A 19,909-nucleotide genomic window follows, 5' to 3' on the forward strand; every position below is an offset into this window, starting at 1 on the left:
AAACCCTGAACTACGACTGGGTGACCCGTAAAACCTCTTCCAGAGAAGTTTTGCCGTCCAGCACCGCCTGATAACCGCTTTCGTTCAACGAAGGCGTGGTTTTGCGCAGATAAGCTTCGATTTCCGATTCGGAGTGGTTGGAGTGGATCATAGAGCGAACCTCTTCATCCACCAGAAGCAATTCATACAGTCCCATGCGCCCGGAATACCCTGTCTGCTGACAGTGATCGCAGCCTTTCGGTTGATACAGCGTCGCCTCCTGAACACCGAGCAACTCGCATTCCGCCTGATCGGCAGAGTGCGCCTGTTTGCAATGCGGACAAAGCCGACGAACCAGACGCTGCGCGAGCACGCCGTTCAGACTCGAGGCCAGAAGAAACGATTCGATGCCCATATCCCGCAGACGGGTAATGGCACCGATGGCCGTATTGGTATGCAAAGTAGACAGCACCAAATGCCCGGTTAAAGATGCCTGCACGGCAATCTGAGCGGTCTCATGGTCGCGTATCTCCCCGATCATGACGACATCCGGGTCCTGACGAAGCAGCGCTCGCAGCCCTTTGGCAAACGTCAGTTCCGCTTTGGTGTTGACCTGTGTCTGGTTAATGCCTTCGATGTTATATTCGACCGGATCTTCAATCGTCATAATATTGCGTTGAGAATCATTCAGTCGCGTCAATCCAGCATACAGCGTCGTTGTTTTACCGGAACCGGTCGGACCGGTCACCAGAAAAATTCCGTGCGCCTTGGACAGCGCCTGCTGCATACCCTCTTCCAGTCTTTCCGGCATACCGAGATCTTTGAGTGTCAGGCGTTCAGCGCCCTTATCCAGCAGACGCAACACCACCCGCTCGCCGAAACTGGACGGCAAGGTAGACACTCGCAGATCAACGGCGCGACCGCCGAGTTTCAAAGCGATACGGCCATCCTGAGGAATCCGTTTTTCAGCGATATCGAGACGCGCCATTACTTTGATACGCGACACCAGCATCGAAGCCAGCGCCGGTTTAGGCGACAATACGGTTTTGAGTACGCCGTCGACACGGAAGCGGATGCGCAACTGGTTTTCATAAGGTTCGATATGCACATCGGACGCTTCCGAACGAATCGCTTCGGTCAGCACCGCATTGAGTAATTTAATAATCGGCGCGTCGTCGGCACTGTCCAGCAGGTCTTCCGGCTCGCCGATTTCCGCCACCACGGAAGCCAGATCGTCAGTCTCGATCGAATGTGCGACCTCGATGGAATTGGAACCGCTGTCGGCATAAGCACGCTGAACTTTGGCTTTAAACGCCTGTTCGGAAATTTTCTGCCAGCGGATTTCAGCAATTCCCGAAGCCAGCAGACGCGCCTGAACATCTTGCAGTGCGACTCTTGGCGTCTGCTCGGTGAAAAAGACCTCCGGCCCGTTATCCGACTGCAGTAGAACCTCGTTCTTGCGGGCGAAACTGAACGGCAGATCAATAGTCGCCATTGGCAATCGCCTCATAAGCCTCATAGGCGCTCTGCGTTTTGATGTCTTCGACTTTCTCGACCTTCGCGGCTTTGTCCTCGGCGACTGGGGTCGTTTCGGATAACTGCGGCGCTCGATTCTGATCCGATTTCAACGGAATATTCTGAGGATTTTGTTCCGGCGTATTGTTCTGCCATTGCTGATAGTCCGGCAGCTTAGGACGTAATCCAGGCGTCACCCAGGACTTTTGCGGCTGATCCAGCAAACGCTGCTGCTGTTCATTGATATATTTATATTTCTGCTGGCTGTAGAAATCGCTCTTAAGATTGTCGCGTACGATTACCGGACGTAGGAACACCATCAGATTGACCTTCTCACGCGTGTTTTTGGTTGAACTGAACAAAGCCCCCAAGCCCGGAATATCCCCCAAGCCAGGAACCTTAGAATCAACCTGCGTCTCTTTCTCGTTAATCAGTCCGCCCAATACGACCACATTACCGTCTCCGACAATCACTCTCGTCTTGATCTGACGTTTGGTCGTTTGAATATCGACAGCCTCGCCTTTGGGAAGAACATCGGACACTTCTTGATCGATTTCCAGATAAATTTCGTCACCTTCGTTGATCTGCGGCTTGACCACCAAACTTAGACCGACATTTTTACGCTCAATGGTGCTAAACGGATTGGACACACTGGTTGTCGTCGACGTATAACTCCCGGTCTGAAACGGCACTTCACGCCCGACCAGAATTTCCGCCTCTTCGTTATCCAGCGTCAGCAACGAAGGCGTCGCCAGAATATTCGAGGCCGAATCACTGTGTAGAGCCTGCAATAAAGCACCCCAACCGCTGTTGGAATCATAGTCGCCGACGGCAAAATTGGCACCGGTGCTTAAAGCACCGACCTGCGCCAAAGGATTACCGACATTACCGAGAATGGTCGGTAAAGTACCGGAGAAATTAATTAACCCGGCGCCTTTCTCGCCCAAAGCTCCCCACTCGACACCCAAATTGGCAGCACGGTCTTCGGAGATTTCGACAAAAATCGCCTCGATCAAAACCTGAGCACGGCGAATATCCAGTTGGCGGATGACCTCTTTCAATGCGGTTAAAATCGGCGTCGGCGCGCTGATGACCAGTGCATTCATACGCTCATCGGCTTCAATACTGATCTGTTCCTTGAGTTGCTTTTGATTCGCCAGAGTCAAAGGGTTGGCCGAAGTTGCCGGTGACGCGCTTTTTGATTCGCCAACGCCATTATCTGCCGGCGTCGCAGGCGCAACATCGACAGGCGTATCGTTTGCTACCGCAGCCTGCGCCAAAGACTGATTTGAGGAAATTTTTTGCAGCACCGGAACCAGATCCGCCGCCTTCGCATAGCGCAGATAGATAACCTGAACCCGACCTTCGGAAGCCATCGGCACGTCCAGTTCCGCCAGCAATGCCCGCAGCATTATGCGTTTCTGCTCGTCTCCGGTCAGGATAATTCGATTGGAACGTTCATCGAAAGAGATCGTGACATCGGTACCGCCTTTGTTTTTCGGAATCAGGCCTTTCAGGGTTTTGGCCAGATCCTCCGCCGGCGCATGTTCAACCTGAATCACTTCAAATTGACCGTAATTATCGATATCCACTTTGCGCAATACCGATTTGATACGACGAATATTGGCAACGGTATCGGTAATGATCAAACGATTGCTTTCCGCCAGCCCGACCAGATGGCCTTCGCGCGCCACCAGCGGTCGCAGAACCGCAACCAGTTTGGTGGCCTCGACATGCTGCACATCCAGCACCTCGGTGACCCAATCTTCAGAGGTTTCCTGGTAATTTCGATAACTCAGCTGATCCTTAGCCAGGTTCGCCGGAACAACCTTGGTCACTCCGCCGGATTCCACCGCAACATAACCGTGAACACTGAGAATCGATAACAGCGTCTGATACAACTCCTGCGGGTTCATGCCTTCCGGAGCAATCAGCGTCACCTTCCCTTTTACCCGTGGATCAACCACAAAGTTATGTCCGGAAATTTTCGCTACCGCTTCGATGACCTTTTCCAGTTCAACATTCTGGAAATTACCGAAACTCTGCTCACTCATGGCGTCATCAGTCTGCGCAAAAATCGGCGCACTGTAACCTACAAAGCAGAGTGAACCGGCCAGTAAAACGCTTTGCAGCCATTTATGGGTCGAGTTGAAAAGCGGGGTCTGTTTCATGAAATCAAGCCTTTAAAATTAGCCGGTTTTATTAATCGTTTTGCGGTTCAATGTGTATGCTACTGCAATACCACGGACAGACTTTGCTGCTGTCCACTACGTTCAATCTGCAGATCAAAGCGGGATTTCTGCAACAGTTTCTGCATCTGCTGAGGATCACCGGCCAATGTCGAAACCGCGACACCGTCTACCTGCAGGATTTTGTCACCATTCTTAAACCCGAGACTCTCAAACAACTGCCGTTCTCTGCGCGGCCAGACCTGAATGGCATTCACCTGACCGCTCTCCTTCAACATACGGAAACGGACATAACGATTCAGAGCAAGTGGAGACTTACGAACTTCGTCACGAATCTTCTGCAAATCCGCTGTCTGACCTTGGTTTAAAGAAGCGCCACCCGCGATTGCAACCGCTTTGCCAGGTAAATCACTTTCTTCAAGCATCAACCGTTCCAAACCACCGCGGTTATTCAAGACCACAAAGTCCGGTTGAATCTGTTCAACCGTAATCCCTTGACGAAGCACTTCCCCCTCCTTCAAAACAAACGTCTCGCGCCCGGATTCGATAACCGCCACGGAAGATTGCGGCGTATAAATCACACCGGTCAGTTTGACATTCAAGCGGGTTTGTTTGATTTCGTCCTGGTTAAGCAATTCTGTCTTGTTCTTGGAATCACGTGCCTCCGGCTGACCGAAGAGGAAAGAGGGCTTTTGCGGCATCAGCTCGACTGAAGAAGTGTCCGACAACTTCTGTAAACTCGGCACCAATACCTTGACCGGCGGTTCGAGCCATACGGCAACCAAGTTTCCGACACCCCACACAGACAGTAAAAATAAGGCCAGAGTCGCGCCCTGAACGAAAAGAGTCTGAATGTTTTTTTGTAGAACGGAAAAACTCAAGATCACCTCTGAGCGACGGAAAACAAGAAATTAATCGTAAATTGTAGCTTAATCCCAACAGGGTTTGGTTATCAATAATCGAAGGATAGATGACGATTGCGTGACAAACGCAAGGAAAGGTAAGCAAAACTCATTTTTTTAATGGCGTTCTTTAGATACGACGCCGAGTGATATTTTGCCCGCCATGCCCATCCTGCATTGGCAATCTGCAGCATGGAAAAGAAATGCGATATTCAATCAATTAACGCATTTCTTAATAATTTACAAATGCTCTGTGAAGTTAACTAATGCCGCCAATTCTTCTATGGACGGCACCTCCAAAGCCTAATTACGAGTGCTTTTTCAACATCAAATCCCGCAAGAGTTTCGAGCGAAAAGAGACACGCATGTTATTTTTTTGCTCGACAAACTTCCTGAATTCTTCATTGCTGTGCACAACCTGACAACCATAGACGTTATGGTCATGTAACTCGGTAACATGCATCACTCTCAAGACGCACTCCACAGAATCCACGCCCAACTCGGTAATGCCGCCTATCTCGAGAATAATATGCTCATGCAACGAAAACTTTGAGCTCGAAATAAAACCGACCCCGTTTCCATCAAGAGAAAGATCTTTTAAGTGACAAGGATACTTAATCCCTCTTTTTTCGATGACACATTTTCTACGTGCGTTAATCCTGTCGGATAACCTACGGTTAGTACCCATACCCCTCCCAAAAAGTCACTATCCATGTAAATGGGCGTGTTCCAATAGTACACTTAGTTTTACGCAATTAGCAACCGGAGCCAACACCGAAGTTCGCTTGAATCAATTTCCTGTCTTGGATCGAACTGAAAGACTGAAAACCCAAAAGAGGTTCAAAAAAATCACCCTCGACTTGAGCGGCTTGAAACGACTCTCAAGAGTAAAAGCGTCCTTTCTCATCGCCAGAAATCCAGGCAATAAAAAAAGCCCGTAAACACAAGTGCTTACGGGCTTTTAAAATATGGTGGCTACACCGAGATTCGAACTTGGGACCCCATCATTATGAGTGATGTGCTCTAACCAGCTGAGCTATGTAGCCATAAATGTGGTGCGTATTATAAAGACTGTCGACCAGCTGTCAACCCAATTTTTAGAAAATTTTAAATAAAGCGGATTATTTTTTTCAACCCTACTCTACGTGATAAACCAAGGCGATCAGACGGCCCATTCAGACGCAAAACCCATTCGTTCACATACCTTCTCTTGATCAAGATCTCGCACAGCACATAACCGCTCGCAGCTTTGATCGTTTAATAATTCCGGACAGAGCTTGATTAATTGGGAAAATATTCCCAAATAAGTTGATTTTGGATTTTTTGGGAATATAATCCCAAACCATGAAAGAAAAAACACTGAACACCATCAACCGCAATATCAGCAAACTATTGCGCCCACTGGTTCGAATCCTGATTCGCCAAGGCATTCCGTCATCACACCTGGAATCGCTGGTTAGAAAGGCTTACGTTGACGAGTCCTTTGCTCTGAACGAAGCAAAGGGCAGTAAAACAACCGTCAGCAGTGTCGCCGCTCAAACCGGGCTATCTCGAAAAGAAGTTAAACGACTTAAAGAACTCCCGGAAAGCGATGCACAACAGCAGCAGCAAAAATACAACCGTGCAACACGCGTTCTTAGCGCTTGGGTGCATCACGACGCCTTTATCGACCAGGACGGAAAACCTCTTCCGCTGAACTTATCCGATAAAGAACCGAGCTTTGCACAACTGATTAAAAAATTCAGTGGGGATATCCCGGTTAAAGCGATGCTCGACCAGCTGACTTCTGCCGGGTGCATTCGAGTCGAAGACGATCAAGTCTATCTTCTTAAGATGTCTTACCTGCCTTCAAACGATCAGGAAGAACTCATCAAAATCCTCGGGGCCGATACCGCCGAGTTGCTCGACACCATAGACCACAACATAAATACGGCACTCACGGAAGATAAACGCTACCAACGAAAAGTCTCCACCAAACACCTGGATGTCAAACATCTGCAAGCATTCAAGGAATTAAGCTCCGAACAAGCCCAGTCTTTACTGCTTTCCCTGGATAAATGGCTATCCGAGCACGAAGCCGAAGAACCAGAAAACGGATGCTATGTCAGCTTAGGCATCTACTTTTACGAATCGAAAAATGAATTGAAGAAAGGAGACGCAAATGACATCTCTAGTTAAACGCCATCGCCTCAAACTTACCACCCTAAGCGGCGCGCTTGCGCTGGCATTGGCCGGATGCGGCGGCGGAGGCACAGCAGGCATTGGCGGCACGGGCTACATTTCAACCGGTACCATTACCGGCTTCGGTAGCGTCATGGTCGGCGGCGTCAAATACGAAACGGACAATGCAGTTTTCGAAGTCGACGGCAATACAGTTGACGCTACCCAGGATGACTTGAAAGTGGGTATGGTCGTACGCGTCGAAGGGACCATTAATGACGACGGTATCAGCGGAACAGCAACCAAGATTATCTTCGACGACGATCTGCAAGGACCGATTGCCAATTTGGCGGTAGATCCAAATGACGCCGACATCACTACTTTCACCATTTACGGCACAACCGTTATCGTCAAACGGACTCGTACAGAATTCGATGACGCCTTGACTTATGCCTCTCTGGCAAACGACCTTCCGGTAGAAGTCAGCGGTTACTACAATGCAGACGGCGCTCTGGTTGCCACCTATATCGATGATAAAAATGATGCCGAAAGCGACAGTAACGAATTCAAAATTAAAGGGGAAATCACGTCCCTTGATACTGCCAACGGCACTTTTGTCATCAACGGACAACAGATTCAGTACAACGATCAAACCGACCTGGATGACGACATTACCGCTCTGGCGGACGGTCTGATTGTTGAAGTCGAAGGACAAATTGATGGCACATCCGGTGCTCTTATTGCATCTGAAATCGAATTTGAAAGTCCTGACGACCTGTTGCAAGGCATGTCCGACGACGATGAGTTTGAACTTGAAGGCTACATCGAGAATTTCGACGGCACCAACTCAACCTTCTCGTTACACGGCATTACGGTTGACTTTACCGGCGTGGAAATCGAATCCGACTTTATCTCGCTAGCTGACAATGTCTGGGTTAATGTCGAAGGCTTCCTGCAAGACGGTACTCTAATCGCAACGGAAATCGATCTGCGCGATTCGGAAATTGATCTGGACGGAACCGTTAAATCGACAGAGCTTGATGCAAACGGCGTTGGCAGCTTCGTACTTACCGTTGCCGGTTCGGATTTAATCATCTATACCGGCTATGCAACCTCTTTCGATGACAGTGACGACCACCTCGACAACCGCCAATTGAGCGTAGGAGAGTTTATCGAAGTTGACGCCTATCGCACTGCCGACGGCGAGCTCTTTGCACTGGAGATCGAACGCGATGATGAAGGCAGCAGTTCCGATGACGGCTCCTATGAATTCCAAGGTGTTTATGAAGGAACGGTTGACTCCGAAATTACGGTTTCAGGCGTCACTTTCACAATCGACACCAGCGGGACCGATACGTTATTTGAGAACGACGAGCTCAGTGGACCGCAGAGTCTGAGCGAACTGCTCAGTTACGACACGACAACGCAACCGAAACTGCTGCTTGATCTTGACTACGACACCAACGGATTTGTTACCAAGATCGATGTCGAAGATACAGAGGATAACTAAGCAGTCGACCGCGATACGGAATGGCCCGACACAGCCGGGCATACCGTTTACGGCAATAAAAAAGGGAGCCAAAAGCTCCCTTTTTTATTATCGAGAAAAGCGACGCTTAAACATTGAAACGGAAATGCATCACATCGCCGTCCTGGACAATGTACTCCTTCCCTTCCAAACGCTGCTTACCGGCCGCTTTCGCTCCGGCATCCCCTTTACAGGCGACGAAATCTTCATAGGAAGTCACTTCGGCACGAATAAAACCTTTTTCAAAGTCGGTATGGATCACTCCGGCTGCCTGCGGTGCGGTTGCACCCTTCTTAACCGTCCAGGCGCGAACCTCCTTAACACCGGCCGTGAAGTACGTCTGCAGACCCAGAAGATCGTAGGCTGCGCGGATAACGCGGTTTAGACCCGGCTCTTCCTGACCCATCTCTTCCAGGAAATCCGCTTTATCTTCGTCGTCCAATTCGGCGATTTCCGCTTCAATAGCGGCACAAACCGGCACCACGATCGCACCTTGCGATTCGGCGATCTCGCGTACTTTGTCCAGCAACGGGTTATTTTCAAAACCGTCTTCATTGACATTGGCGATATACATCATCGGCTTAATGGTCAGAAGCTGAAGATCGCGCAACAGTAACTTTTCATCGTCAGTCAGTTCAACTAAACGGATCAACTTACCGTCTTTGATTTCATCCAGAACACGCTCATACAGCGCCTGACGGGTTTGCGCTTCTTTATTACCGCTCTTACCCAGCTTTGCTTGGCGCTGCGCATTTTTTTCCAGCGATTCCGAGTCGGCCAGAACCAACTCCATATTGATAATTTCAATATCGCTTACCGGATCCACCTGACCTGCAACGTGCACGATATCGTCATTCTCAAAACAGCGAACAACCTGCACGATTGCATCGGTTTCTCGGATATTCTGCAGGAATTTATTCCCCAGACCTTCACCTTTTGAAGCCCCTTCTACCAAACCGGCGATATCCATAAAATCAACCGTTGCCGACAGCACTCGTTCCGGCTTGACGATTTCCGCCAACGCATCTTCACGAGGGTCTGGAACCGCTACAACACCAACGTTTGGATCAATGGTACAGAACGGATAGTTTGCAGACTCGATTCCCGCATTCGTCAAAGCATTGAACAGAGTGGATTTACCAACATTCGGCAAACCAACAATACCGCATTTAATTGCCATGGAAGTCTCCTCGTGGGCAGATAAGGATAAGTAAAAAGTGGATTAAGATTTGGTGTGCAGCGTCATCATCGCCTTTTCAAGCTGGCCATTGACCAACTCAGGCACAACTTTCGATGCCGCGTAACTGGCATCATCGATCAACTGGCGATCGCTTTTGGACGGAGCCTTAAGGACATAGTCGACAACCTGATCACGATGGCCCGGATGACCGATTCCCAAGCGCAGACGGAGAAACTCCTTGCCCATCGCAGCAATCGTATCGCGCAAACCGTTATGACCACCGTGACCGCCCGCTTTTTTCAACTTCGCCGTGCCTGGCGGCAGATCCAGCTCGTCATGCACAACCAGAATCGATTCGACCGGAATCTTATAGAATTTGGCCAGAGCCGAAATCGACTGGCCGCTGCGATTCATAAAAGTAGCGGGCTTCAGGAGCCAGAAATCCAAACCGTTGGACTGGACTCGCGCCGCTTCACCAAGAAATTTGGTCTCTGGACGAAATACCGCACCGAACTGACGCGCTACTTCGTCCACAAACCAAAAACCAGCGTTATGTCGGGTTAAATCATACTTGTCGCCCGGATTACCCAAACCGACAATTAATTTAATCTGTGACATAAGCGCTGGCTCTCGATTTAAAGGTTAAGAGTGAATTAACCTTTACGCTTAGGCTTACCGATGTTTACAACCGCTTGGTCGTAGTCAGAGTTGCCGTGAGTCAATGCAGTCAGGATAACACCTTCAGGCATGTTCAACTCAGATAGACGCATGCTGGTACCGGCTTCCATTTTAGAAACGTCAACTTCGATTGACGCAGGAAGGTCTTTCGCCAAACAACGTACTTCAACAGTAGGCTGTAGGAAAGACATAAGACCACCCATTTTCACACCAGGAGCAGCGGCTTTACCGATAAAGTTAAGCGGAACTTTCTTAGTGATCATCTTGTTGTCAGACGCGCGCTGAAGGTCCATGTGCGCAACATCGTTAGTAGCTGGATGACGCTGAATGTCTTTTACGACGACCTGCTCTGCATCACCACCTTGAACATCAACAGTAACAACTGTGTTGAACAGGTCTACGTTTTCAAAAACGTGTGCAATGAAGTTAGCGTCGAAAGAAATTGAAGTTGCTGCCTTGTCACCACCGTAGATGATCGCTGGAACTTTACCAGCTTTACGAAGGCGGCGGCTCGCACCTTTCCCTTCTTCAGAGCGAATTTCTGCTGTCCAATTTTGGCTCATTGTTTTTTCTCCAATAGGATCAAGATCGTAAAGATCTTATCAATTAACAAAACTCATGTTCGCGACCAAACACAAGCAAAGCGCGGATTATACTAAAAACAGCAGAAATTTCCACAGATTTTTCAACACCTTGTCGCATTTCCAGACGAATTAAAGCTTTTACTATTGCCGGAAAACAAAAAAGCGCCAATTAAGGCGCTTTTCACAGGAGTCGAATGCAATCAATGCGACATCAAAGCAGTCACAGACTCTTCCTGGTTAATGCGGCGAATCGTTTCGCCCAGAAGCTCGGCAACCGACACTCGACGAATCTTCTCGCAGTGCAGCGCCGCTTCGCTCTCAGGAATAGAATCAGTTACCACCAGCTCCTTCAATACAGAACCTTTGACATTGTCCACAGCCGGACCGGACAACACCGCATGCACAACATAGGCAGATACACTCTTGGCACCACGATCCATCAACGCTTGCGCAGCTTTACACAGCGTACCCGCGGTATCGACCATATCATCGATAATAATGCAGTCGCGACCTTCGATATCACCAATGATATTCATGACCTGGGCGACATTCGCTTTAGGGCGTCGCTTATCGATAATCGCCATATCGGCATCAATCGCTTTCGCAACGGCACGCGCACGTACCACCCCGCCCATATCCGGCGAGACAATCGTGACATTTTCCAGATCCTGGTTCTTATGCATATCTTCGACCAAAAGAGGCGATCCGTAGATATTATCCACCGGAATGTCGAAGAAGCCTTGAATCTGGTCAGCGTGAAGGTCAACGGTTACCACACGGTTGGCACCGGCAATAGTAATCATATCAGCAGCAAGACGAGCGGTAATCGGAACACGCGCCGAGTGAGGGCGGCGATCCTGACGGGCAAAACCGTAATAAGGAATCACAGCGGTAATACGACCGGCTGACGCACGCTTTAGCGCATCGATCATCACCAGCATTTCCATCAGATTGACGGCTGGTTCCGGAGTACAAGTCGGCTGTAAAACATACACATCTTGTCCACGAACAGATTCTTTGATTTCAACCATGATTTCGCCGTCACTGAAACGACCAACGTCTGCTTTGCCGAGGGGGATATCTAAATACTGAGAGATCTTTTCTGCTAGACTGACATTTGCGTTTCCCGCAAAAATCATGACATTTTTTGTAGCCATTTAAGGCACTCCTGTTCAGAGGAAAAAATGATTTGGGGAATTCGGAAGGTAGATAATGGCAGGGATAGCAGGATTCGAACCTGCGGTACACTGGATCAAAACCAGATGCCTTACCACTTGGCCATATCCCTGTATATCTGTGTCGTTGAAGACAGGTGCGTATGATACAACGATTTTTTAGAAGTTCAACACTTTTTTCGAAAAAATTGTCATTTTTTTAACCCTATCAGAGCAACTTATAATTATTCCACCTTCTCGATCCACTCCTGTAAAGTTGTAAATTCTTGATTTAATTGCTGCTCTTCGCGGTAACGCTGCCAAAGAGCCTCTGCATCACTGCGCATGCCGGCCATCCAATAAGCGCGAATCAGGTGTTCCATCACCACCTCATCTTCATTAACGGCAAATGCTTTGCGCAGAAAATCCACCGCTTCAGCATATTCTTTAAGCTGATAATGAACCCAGCCCATACTGTCGAGAATGAAGTAATTATCCGGATCAAGTTCCAACGCTCGGGTAATCAGCTTTTTCGCTTCGTCCAACTGGATATGATTCTCTGCATAATAATATCCCAAGCCGTTAAGTGCATCGACATTGTCGGCATCCAATTCCAGCAGTCGCTGCATATTGGCGACATAACTGTCGTAGCGTTCGAGCTGAAAATACAGATTCCCCTGTTCCAGCAACGCACGCTGATTGTCAGGCTCGACTTCCAGCAACTCCTGTAAGACGTCCACCGCCTGCGAGTACTGCTTTTCATAACGATAGAAAATGGCTTTGGCTAAAAGCACTTTTTTCAGGCTGGCAACATTACTGGTATCGACACTGTCCAACGCTTCGAACGCTTTGGCAAGATCGCCCTGAGTAAAATAGATTTCCGCCTGATGCAATAACGAATCGGTCAGATACGCCGGAGAATAAACCTTCTGAAAATATTCGAGCGCCTCGTCAAGCTGCTGCATATTTTGCAGTACGTACCCCATATAATAGGTAGCGATATCCTGATAAGCCGGCACCTGCAACAAGGTTTCCAGTAGCGCTTTGGCCTGCTGGTTCTGATTGTTTTCCAGTTTCAGCAAAGCCAGTGCAAAGCGTGCCGAGTGCTGCTGAGGATTTTTATCGATAATCGACTGATAGCGCTGTTCGGCCTGCTGCACCATACCCGCCTGGACTTCGAGACGCGCCAGCTTCTCCTGCAAGGAAATGTTTTCCGGGTCTTCATCGACATATTGGCTGAACTGAGCGACCCCTTCCTGATACTTCTCCATCTGCAGGTAGAGCTTGGCGATCAAGTCATAGATACTGCCTTTCTGCTCCAAGCCATCAAAAGTCAACGCTTTCTGAAAGGCCTCCAGCGCTTTGGGGAGTTCCTGTCTTGCCATTAAAACCGTTCCAAGCCCCAATTGACTCGACCATTGATCAGGGTAACGCTCGGCGATCCGCTGCATAAATTCGGTCGAGGCATCCACATTGCCGATCATCGCCGAACCCAGTCTTTGAGCCGCCGTCAGAATATCCTTATCCAGAGGATCCACCGACAGATCCGCATAGGTCTGCCATTGCTGCAGCGCGCTGTCGACATCGCCGCTGCGCAGGCTCAACACGAAACTGGCCCGCCAGACCACCGGCTCATCCGGCTCGATCGAACGCCATAAAGAGGCCGCTTGAGCAATATTTTCCGGTTGATAGGTTGCCATAGCGACCGCAAAGGCACGCCGGGCAAGCTCGGGTTCGCGGGTTTCGTCCGCGAGCTGATAATAGGTATCAAAAGCTTCTTTACCCAATCCGCGTTTAAGCTGCATCTCCGCCCGCAATAGCAAAAACATCTGCTCAGCCGTCAGAAGATGGTCGGCTATGACATTGTGTTTAACCTCATCCTCTTTGAGGATTTCGTCCATCGCCTTCTCTTTACTCACTTCATCCATCGGGATCGACGGTGCCGCCTGAATAAACTGACTGCTGGAAGCACAGCCCTGCAACCCCATAAGACCGGCACAAAGCATCAAAGCACTCGGAAAGCGTCCCAAAGCGAAAGGTTTCAACTTGAATGTCGGCAGAGCTGGCACACAAAACTTCATAGTATTTTTTGATTCCGGATAAAGTAGTAGACCCGTTACATGAAATGACGGCCACAAAGGTCTAAACGACTGTCATAATTAAGTAATTTTATAAATCTTTGACTTTTCGACCCCGTACAAGGGCCTTCTTATAAAAACTTGCAATTGAGGGGATAATTTAGCAGAATTACGCCTCTTTAGTTGCATGTTCATGCGTTTTGATCAATGGTAAACAGTTAATATGAAGCTTATTACACTCGGTGTCAATCACGAAACGGCTCCTGTCGATATCCGTGAAACAGTTTCGTTTACCCCTGAGCAGGCGAAAAGCGCCCTGCATGAACTCAAATCCAATTCGTTGGTGGCCGAGTGTATCATTTTATCGACCTGCAACCGAACCGAAATCTACTGCACACCAAAGAAAGACACCGACGCCGACCTGATCAAAGAGTGGCTGCACCACTTCTTCGATCTGGAATCCAAAAGCATCAATCCGTTCCTGTACCAATACCAGAATATCGACGCCGTTAAACACATTATGCGTGTCGCTTCCGGTCTGAATTCATTGGTTCTTGGCGAACCGCAAATCTTCGGACAGCTTAAAGACGCCTATAATCTGGCGCATAAAAATGACAGCATCCATCAGTCGATGGACACGCTTTTCCAGCATATCTTCAAAACCGTCAAACAAGTGCGCACCGATACCGCAATCGGAACCAGCCCGGTTTCCGTCGCTTTCTCCGCCGTCTCGCTTTCCAAACAGTTTTTCGGTGACCTGAGCGAACAGACGGCCGTGCTGCTGGGCGCCGGCGAAACCATCGAACTGGTCGCCCGCCACCTGAAAGAAGCGAACATCGGCAAACTGATTATTGCCAACCGAACACTGGAACGGGCACACAGTCTGGCCGAAAGCGTTGCCGGTTACGGCATCCAACTGGACGAGCTGGACGACCACCTGCATGAAGCGGACATCGTGATCGGCTCGACCGGAAGTCCGCACGCCATCCTCAAACGAGATCAGGTCAAACAGGCGCTTAAAAAACGTAAGAACCGCCCGATGTTCATGGTTGATATCGCCGTTCCTCGCGACATTGAAGCCAGTACCGGCGAATTGGACAACGTCTATCTATACACCGTGGACGACCTTCAGGAAATTATCGAAAGCAACAAGCAATCGCGCCAGAGTGCAGCGGTTCAAGCCGAAGAGATCATTGACCTGCAGGCGGAAAACTTTATGGCGCAGCAAGACGCCATTGCACGCGTCAAACCGATTATCCGCGACTACCGCCGACAGGCGGAACAGATCAAACAGCACGCGCTTGAGCATGCCCTGCATCAGATTGAAGAAGGCGGCGACCCGCAAACCGTTATCAAACTGCTGGCCAACCAGCTGACCAACCGTCTGCTGCACACACCGACATCGCAACTGAACCAGGCCGGAATCGAGGACAATCAAACCTTGATTGATTCGGCCCAGCAGCTACTGATCTGTCCGGACCTTCAAAACAACAAACACTAGCCTGCCGTAACCGGAACTGCGCTGCCGAGTCTTGCTGCGCAAGGCGCAACTGAATATTTAAGAGATTACTACCGTGAAAGAGTCGATTCGTCAAAAACTGGAAAACCTGGTTGAACGCCTTGAAGAACTGAACCACCTGATTTCCGACCCGGAGATCATCAGCGACCAGAAAAAGTTCACCGCCCTGACCCGCGAACATGCACAACTCACTCCGGTCGTTAAAACTTTCACCGCATACAACGCAGCCGAAGGTGACATCGAAGAGGCCAAAGAGATGCTTCAGTCCGGCGATGCCGATCTGGAGGAGATGGCCAAGGAAGAACTGCCTGATCTGAAAAACCAGCTGGAAGAGCTGGAGCTGGAGCTGCAGAAAATGCTGCTTCCCAAAGACCCGCGCGACGATTCGAACATCTTTTTGGAAATTCGTGCCGGAACCGGTGGCGACGAAGCGGCAATTTTCGCCGGCGATCTGTTTAAGATGTACTCGCGCTATGCCGAATCCATGAAATGGCAGGTAGAAGTCATCAACTCCAGTGAAGGCGAACATGGCGGCTACAAAGAGATCATCGCCCGCATCATCGGTGCCGGCGCCTATTCACGTCTGAAATTCGAATCCGGCGCACACCGTGTGCAACGCGTTCCGGCCACCGAAACGCAGGGCCGCGTACATACCTCTGCTGCGACCGTAGTTATCATGGCCGAAGCCCCGGAAGTCGAGCAGGTTGAACTCAACCCAGCCGATCTCAAAGTTGATACTTTCCGCGCTTCCGGTGCCGGTGGACAGCACGTCAATAAAACCGATTCGGCCATCCGTATCACCCACCTCCCGACCGGAACCGTGGTCGAGTGTCAGGACGAACGTTCGCAGCATAAAAACCGCGCCCGCGCCATGTCGCTTCTGGCCGCTCGAATTATGGATGCCAAACAGCAGGCGCACGATGCGGAAATTGCCCAGGAACGTAAGAGTCTGGTCGGAACCGGCGATCGTTCGGACCGTATCCGAACCTATAACTATCCGCAGGGAAGGGTAACCGACCACCGCATCAACCTGACGCTGTACAAGCTGGACGAAGTGATGAACGGCGGACTCAATCATGTTATCGACCCTCTGATTCAGGAACACCAGGCAGAACTGCTGGCGAGCCTGAACTCCGACACCTGATTGCAGGTTTAAAGATGCCTTCCGCTTACACCATTCAACGGGCTCTGCTCGATGCGAGCGGGAAACTAGCCGCCTGCAATTTTATCGACAACCCGAAACTGGAGGCGGAGATCCTTCTGGGTCATGTGCTTGGGTGCACTCGCAGCTACTTCTATACCTGGCCGGAAAAACCGCTTTCGACGGCGGAAACCGAGCAATTTCAAACTCTGTACAATCTACGCCTCACTGGTCAGCCGATCGCTCATATAATCGGCAATAGAGAGTTCTGGGGCTTGGAACTCAAAGTGACCGCCGACACGCTTATCCCTCGTCCGGACACCGAGACACTGATCGAAACCGCACTCGAACTGCTGCCCGCAACCCCGCAAGCGAAAATTCTGGATCTCGGCACCGGAAGCGGAGCCATCGCACTGGCCCTGAAAAGCGAACTGCCGCAGGCCGAGGTCAGCGCCATCGACTTCTCTCCGGCGGCCCTCGAGGTCGCCAAGGAAAACGCCAAACGCCTGAATTTACCGGTAACCTTTATGCAGGGAAGCTGGTGTCAACCGCTTGCGGCCGAACAGCGCTTTAACCTGATCGCCAGCAACCCGCCTTATATTGAAGAGCAGGACCCACATTTGCAGCAGGGAGATGTCCGCTTCGAGCCGCTTAGCGCGCTGACCTCGGGCCGAGACGGACTCAACGACATCCGCCTGATAGCCGAACAGGCGCAGGCGCACCTGCAGGATAACGGCTGGCTGATTGTGGAACACGGTTACAATCAGGCACAGGCGGTGCAAGAGATCCTGCAACAAAACGGCTATCAACAGATACAGAGCCGCTGCGATTACGGCGGCAATCAACGGATTACCTTCGGACAAAAAACCGAACGCAAGAGAGAGGTAAGCGATGAACACGAATAAAACGGAACTGAACGATCAGGAACTCTCCCGCTACAGCCGGCAGATACTGATGCCGGAAATCGACTATGCCGGCCAACTGACTCTGGCGCAATCGCATGCGGTTATCTTCGGATTGGGCGGACTCGGTTCGCCGGCCTCGCTGTATCTGGCAGCAGCCGGGATCGGGAAATTAACCCTTGTCGACTTCGACGAAGTCGACGACTCGAACTTACAACGTCAGATCGTTCACAGGGAAGCCAATATCGGGCAAGCCAAGGTCGTATCGGCGAAAAGCAACCTGGCTCAACTGAACCGACACATCGAGATCGAAACCATTGCCCGGCACATGGACGAAAATGAGGTAAGCGAACTGGTTCGTCAGGCGGACGTGATTCTCGACTGTACCGACAATTTCGCATCGCGCTTCGCGCTCAATCGAGCCTGTTATGCCGCGAAAAAACCGTTGATTTCCGGTGCCGCTATCCGCTGGGAAGGTCAGCTGAGCACCTACGATTTCCGCAATGACGACTCTCCATGCTATCAGTGCCTCTATCCAGAAGATAACGGCCAGGAATTGACCTGCAGTCAGAACGGCGTCCTGTCTCCTGTCGTCGGAATGGTTGGTTCGATGCAGGCGATTGAAGCGATCAAAGCGCTACTGAAATTGCCGACCTTAACCGGAAAGCTGATGATTATTGATGCCTACAGCATGATGATCCGCACCCTGAATCTGAAAAAAGATCCAGGCTGCAAGTACTGCGCCGGCTAAGAGATTACTGGCGCCCTGCTTTAAAGGCGTTACCCTGCGGCGGCTGATAAGGATTGACCGTCGGCTCTTCCTTAGGCGTGGTCTTATCAACATAGATTACCACGCGGCGGTTCAGTGAACGTCCGTAGGCCGTATCATTACCGGCCACCGGATCGTTATCCCCTTTACCGGCAATTGTCACCAAGGCGGGATCCACCCCCATATAGATAAATGTTCGCGCTACGGTCGCAGCGCGTGCCGCGGACAACTCCCAGTTGGACGGAAACAGAATACTGCTGATCGGAATATTATCGGTAAAACCGGTAATCGTAATGTCCTGCTCACGCGATCCCAAGGTTTCGCCGAGCTTCTCCAACTCTTCACGTGTATTGTCACTGATCGTCGCCCGTCCGCTTTCGAAAAAGCTATCCGAACGCAGGGTAATCTTGGTGTATTCCGGCGTATCCTCGATATCGACATCTTTCGGATTAATATTGTCCAGCGCCTTTTCCACTTCCTCTCTTGAGACAGGAGGCTTCATCTCCAGATTAATCAGCGATTCCTGCGGCGGAAGCAGCTTCTGATCGTCGACCTCGGCACCGATCGGCGGCTCTCCCATCATACTGTTGACAAACGATTGACGGTCTTTCGGATCCACAACGGAAATCAGCCACAGTACCAGAAAGAAAACCATCAGAACGGTCATCAGATCCGCCAGGGCGATTTTCCAGGAACCACCATGCGCCCCGCCTTCGTCATGATCACGGCGACGCGACATATTCACATCCTCGGCAAGGGCTTACGCAAAACATCGGGGTTATTCTTCCTCTTCTCTCGGAATGGCGAATTCAGGCGGCACAATTTGCCGTCCGATCTCGATAGCCAGGTTCGGCGAAACACCGTTCGAATAGGCTTCCAGGAAAGCAGCCGCCATTTCAAACAGCGTACGGTCCTGACGGATCATGACCTCAACCGCATGCACAAAAGGCGCGACAACTGCAAAAGCGAAAAAGACACCGGTCAGGGTTCCGACCAGCGCGGCACCGATTGCCGTCCCGATCTTGGCTACATCCATATCGCCGCCCAGCAGCTCCATGGTCAGAATAACCCCCATGACCGCCGCGACGATCCCGAAACCGGGCAACCAGTCGGCGACCTTTCCGGCCGCCTTAGGCACTTCCATCATCGACTGTGAAATCGAGTAGATCTGATTCTCCATATGCGCGCCGAAACTCTGCGTCGCAGGCGGGTTGAGCATCAGGTAATTGAAATTATCAATAATGAATTTCTTAAGATCGGGGTGCTTGAGCACTCGCGGATATTCGGCGAAGATCGGACTGTCGTCAGGGTTCATAATATGCTTTTCGACGGCCAGCACACCCGAGCTGCGCGACAGACGGGCAAGATCTTCCAACAGACCCAGAGTTTCACGATACAGCTGTTTGGTGACTCTTTCTCCGGAAAAATAACGTCCTATGAAAAACAGCGTCCGCGCCCACACGTAGACGGGAGTCGACGCAAGAAACGCGCCCAGCGAGATACCGAGAATAACCAGCAGCTCGGACGGGTGCCATAAAGCTGACAAACTCCCGCCCATCAAGATAAAGCCGCCGAAAAAGCTCAACGCGATAACTAAAATTCCAAAAGGTTTTGCGAACATAAAATAACCT

At 50.4% G+C, this 19,909-nt stretch carries 17 protein-coding genes and 2 tRNA genes; 6 read left to right on the forward strand and 13 right to left on the reverse strand.

Features of this window, described 5'->3' with window-relative positions:
- Positions 1–10: 10 nt before the first annotated feature.
- The 5 genes from gspE to J3999_RS01355 all read right to left on the reverse strand — a co-directional run bounded on the left by gspE (position 11) and on the right by J3999_RS01355 (position 5,631).
- A complete protein-coding gene (gene gspE, locus J3999_RS01335; protein WP_371811828.1) occupies positions 11–1,474 on the reverse strand; it encodes a type II secretion system ATPase GspE in 1,464 nt (487 codons plus the stop codon).
- Positions 1,461–3,665: a type II secretion system secretin GspD gene (gspD, locus tag J3999_RS01340; RefSeq protein ID WP_243755230.1), complete on the reverse strand. Its 2,205-nt coding sequence runs from the start codon at positions 3,663–3,665 to the stop codon at positions 1,461–1,463. Before gspD ends, gspE begins: the two co-directional genes overlap by 14 nt.
- 59 nt (positions 3,666–3,724) lie before the next feature.
- Positions 3,725–4,564, reverse strand: coding sequence for a type II secretion system protein N (locus J3999_RS01345; protein ID WP_208126167.1), 840 nt, complete (start codon positions 4,562–4,564; stop codon positions 3,725–3,727).
- Between the two features lie 328 nt (positions 4,565–4,892).
- Positions 4,893–5,273, reverse strand: a complete 381-nt coding sequence (locus J3999_RS12010) for a PilZ domain-containing protein (RefSeq protein WP_208126169.1) — start codon at positions 5,271–5,273, stop codon at positions 4,893–4,895.
- Positions 5,274–5,554: 281 nt separating this feature from the next.
- Positions 5,555–5,631: transfer RNA gene (locus J3999_RS01355), tRNA-Met, on the reverse strand.
- 298 nt (positions 5,632–5,929) lie between these two features.
- Between J3999_RS01355 and J3999_RS01360 the strand changes: the two genes are divergently transcribed.
- Together J3999_RS01360 and J3999_RS01365 are read left to right on the forward strand one after the other, a co-directional pair.
- Positions 5,930–6,763, forward strand: coding sequence for a DUF6502 family protein (locus J3999_RS01360; protein WP_243755231.1), 834 nt, complete (start codon positions 5,930–5,932; stop codon positions 6,761–6,763).
- Positions 6,747–8,255 (forward strand): DUF5666 domain-containing protein, encoded by a 1,509-nt coding sequence (locus J3999_RS01365; RefSeq protein ID WP_208126170.1) that lies wholly within the window; start codon positions 6,747–6,749, stop codon positions 8,253–8,255. The genes J3999_RS01360 and J3999_RS01365 overlap by 17 nt, the downstream gene beginning before the upstream one ends.
- A 106-nt stretch (positions 8,256–8,361) precedes the next feature.
- Here J3999_RS01365 and ychF read toward each other — a convergent pair whose 3' ends face one another.
- From ychF to J3999_RS01395, 6 genes are all read right to left on the reverse strand, one after another.
- Positions 8,362–9,453, reverse strand: a complete 1,092-nt coding sequence (ychF, locus tag J3999_RS01370) for a redox-regulated ATPase YchF (RefSeq protein WP_208126173.1) — start codon at positions 9,451–9,453, stop codon at positions 8,362–8,364.
- A 42-nt stretch (positions 9,454–9,495) separates the two neighbouring features.
- Positions 9,496–10,071 carry an aminoacyl-tRNA hydrolase gene (gene pth, locus J3999_RS01375; protein WP_208126175.1) on the reverse strand — a complete coding sequence of 192 codons (576 nt, stop codon included), beginning with the start codon at positions 10,069–10,071 and terminating at the stop codon, positions 9,496–9,498.
- A 35-nt stretch (positions 10,072–10,106) separates the two neighbouring features.
- On the reverse strand, positions 10,107–10,694 hold the full coding sequence (locus J3999_RS01380; protein WP_208126177.1) for a 50S ribosomal protein L25/general stress protein Ctc: 588 nt from the start codon (positions 10,692–10,694) through the stop codon (positions 10,107–10,109).
- 221 nt (positions 10,695–10,915) lie between these two features.
- A complete protein-coding gene (locus tag J3999_RS01385; protein ID WP_173286220.1) occupies positions 10,916–11,872 on the reverse strand; it encodes a ribose-phosphate pyrophosphokinase in 957 nt (318 codons plus the stop codon).
- A 56-nt stretch (positions 11,873–11,928) separates the two neighbouring features.
- Positions 11,929–12,003, reverse strand: a tRNA-Gln gene (locus J3999_RS01390).
- 111 nt (positions 12,004–12,114) lie between these two features.
- Entirely contained in the window at positions 12,115–13,950 is a 1,836-nt protein-coding gene (locus tag J3999_RS01395) for a tetratricopeptide repeat protein (RefSeq protein ID WP_208126179.1), read from the reverse strand.
- Between the two features lie 220 nt (positions 13,951–14,170).
- Between J3999_RS01395 and hemA the strand changes: the two genes are divergently transcribed.
- The 4 genes from hemA to J3999_RS01415 all read left to right on the forward strand — a co-directional run bounded on the left by hemA (position 14,171) and on the right by J3999_RS01415 (position 18,260).
- Positions 14,171–15,448, forward strand: coding sequence for a glutamyl-tRNA reductase (gene hemA / locus J3999_RS01400; protein WP_208126181.1), 1,278 nt, complete (start codon positions 14,171–14,173; stop codon positions 15,446–15,448).
- Between the two features lie 73 nt (positions 15,449–15,521).
- A complete protein-coding gene (gene prfA, locus J3999_RS01405; protein WP_208126183.1) occupies positions 15,522–16,610 on the forward strand; it encodes a peptide chain release factor 1 in 1,089 nt (362 codons plus the stop codon).
- Between the two features lie 14 nt (positions 16,611–16,624).
- Entirely contained in the window at positions 16,625–17,512 is an 888-nt protein-coding gene (gene prmC, locus J3999_RS01410; protein WP_208126185.1) for a peptide chain release factor N(5)-glutamine methyltransferase, read from the forward strand.
- Complete coding sequence (locus J3999_RS01415; RefSeq protein ID WP_208126187.1) at positions 17,499–18,260, forward strand: molybdopterin-synthase adenylyltransferase MoeB; 762 nt, start codon at positions 17,499–17,501, stop codon at positions 18,258–18,260. Before prmC ends, J3999_RS01415 begins: the two co-directional genes overlap by 14 nt.
- 4 nt (positions 18,261–18,264) lie before the next feature.
- Here J3999_RS01415 and J3999_RS01420 read toward each other — a convergent pair whose 3' ends face one another.
- Positions 18,265–19,017: a flagellar motor protein MotB gene (locus J3999_RS01420; RefSeq protein WP_208126190.1), complete on the reverse strand. Its 753-nt coding sequence runs from the start codon at positions 19,015–19,017 to the stop codon at positions 18,265–18,267.
- A 39-nt stretch (positions 19,018–19,056) separates the two neighbouring features.
- Positions 19,057–19,899, reverse strand: coding sequence for a motility-associated protein (locus J3999_RS01425; protein WP_208126192.1), 843 nt, complete (start codon positions 19,897–19,899; stop codon positions 19,057–19,059).
- Between the last annotated feature and the right edge of the window lie 10 nt (positions 19,900–19,909).

Source organism: Thiomicrorhabdus sp. 6S3-12, from assembly GCF_017571475.1.
Taxonomy (GTDB): Bacteria; Pseudomonadota; Gammaproteobacteria; order Thiomicrospirales; family Thiomicrospiraceae; genus Thiomicrorhabdus.

Coding starts and splice junctions, on each gene's coding strand:
- J3999_RS01360 (WP_243755231.1), top strand. CDS start 5,930: ATGAAAGAAAAAACACTGAACACCATCAACCGCAATATCAGCAAACTA.
- J3999_RS01420 (WP_208126190.1), bottom strand. CDS start 19,017: ATGTCGCGTCGCCGTGATCATGACGAAGGCGGGGCGCATGGTGGTTCC.
- J3999_RS12010 (WP_208126169.1), bottom strand. CDS start 5,273: ATGGGTACTAACCGTAGGTTATCCGACAGGATTAACGCACGTAGAAAA.
- gspD (WP_243755230.1), bottom strand. CDS start 3,665: ATGAAACAGACCCCGCTTTTCAACTCGACCCATAAATGGCTGCAAAGC.
- prmC (WP_208126185.1), top strand. CDS start 16,625: ATGCCTTCCGCTTACACCATTCAACGGGCTCTGCTCGATGCGAGCGGG.
- J3999_RS01395 (WP_208126179.1), bottom strand. CDS start 13,950: ATGAAGTTTTGTGTGCCAGCTCTGCCGACATTCAAGTTGAAACCTTTC.
- J3999_RS01385 (WP_173286220.1), bottom strand. CDS start 11,872: ATGGCTACAAAAAATGTCATGATTTTTGCGGGAAACGCAAATGTCAGT.
- ychF (WP_208126173.1), bottom strand. CDS start 9,453: ATGGCAATTAAATGCGGTATTGTTGGTTTGCCGAATGTTGGTAAATCC.
- J3999_RS01365 (WP_208126170.1), top strand. CDS start 6,747: ATGACATCTCTAGTTAAACGCCATCGCCTCAAACTTACCACCCTAAGC.
- J3999_RS01380 (WP_208126177.1), bottom strand. CDS start 10,694: ATGAGCCAAAATTGGACAGCAGAAATTCGCTCTGAAGAAGGGAAAGGT.
- hemA (WP_208126181.1), top strand. CDS start 14,171: ATGAAGCTTATTACACTCGGTGTCAATCACGAAACGGCTCCTGTCGAT.
- J3999_RS01425 (WP_208126192.1), bottom strand. CDS start 19,899: ATGTTCGCAAAACCTTTTGGAATTTTAGTTATCGCGTTGAGCTTTTTC.
- J3999_RS01415 (WP_208126187.1), top strand. CDS start 17,499: ATGAACACGAATAAAACGGAACTGAACGATCAGGAACTCTCCCGCTAC.
- gspE (WP_371811828.1), bottom strand. CDS start 1,474: ATGGCGACTATTGATCTGCCGTTCAGTTTCGCCCGCAAGAACGAGGTT.
- pth (WP_208126175.1), bottom strand. CDS start 10,071: ATGTCACAGATTAAATTAATTGTCGGTTTGGGTAATCCGGGCGACAAG.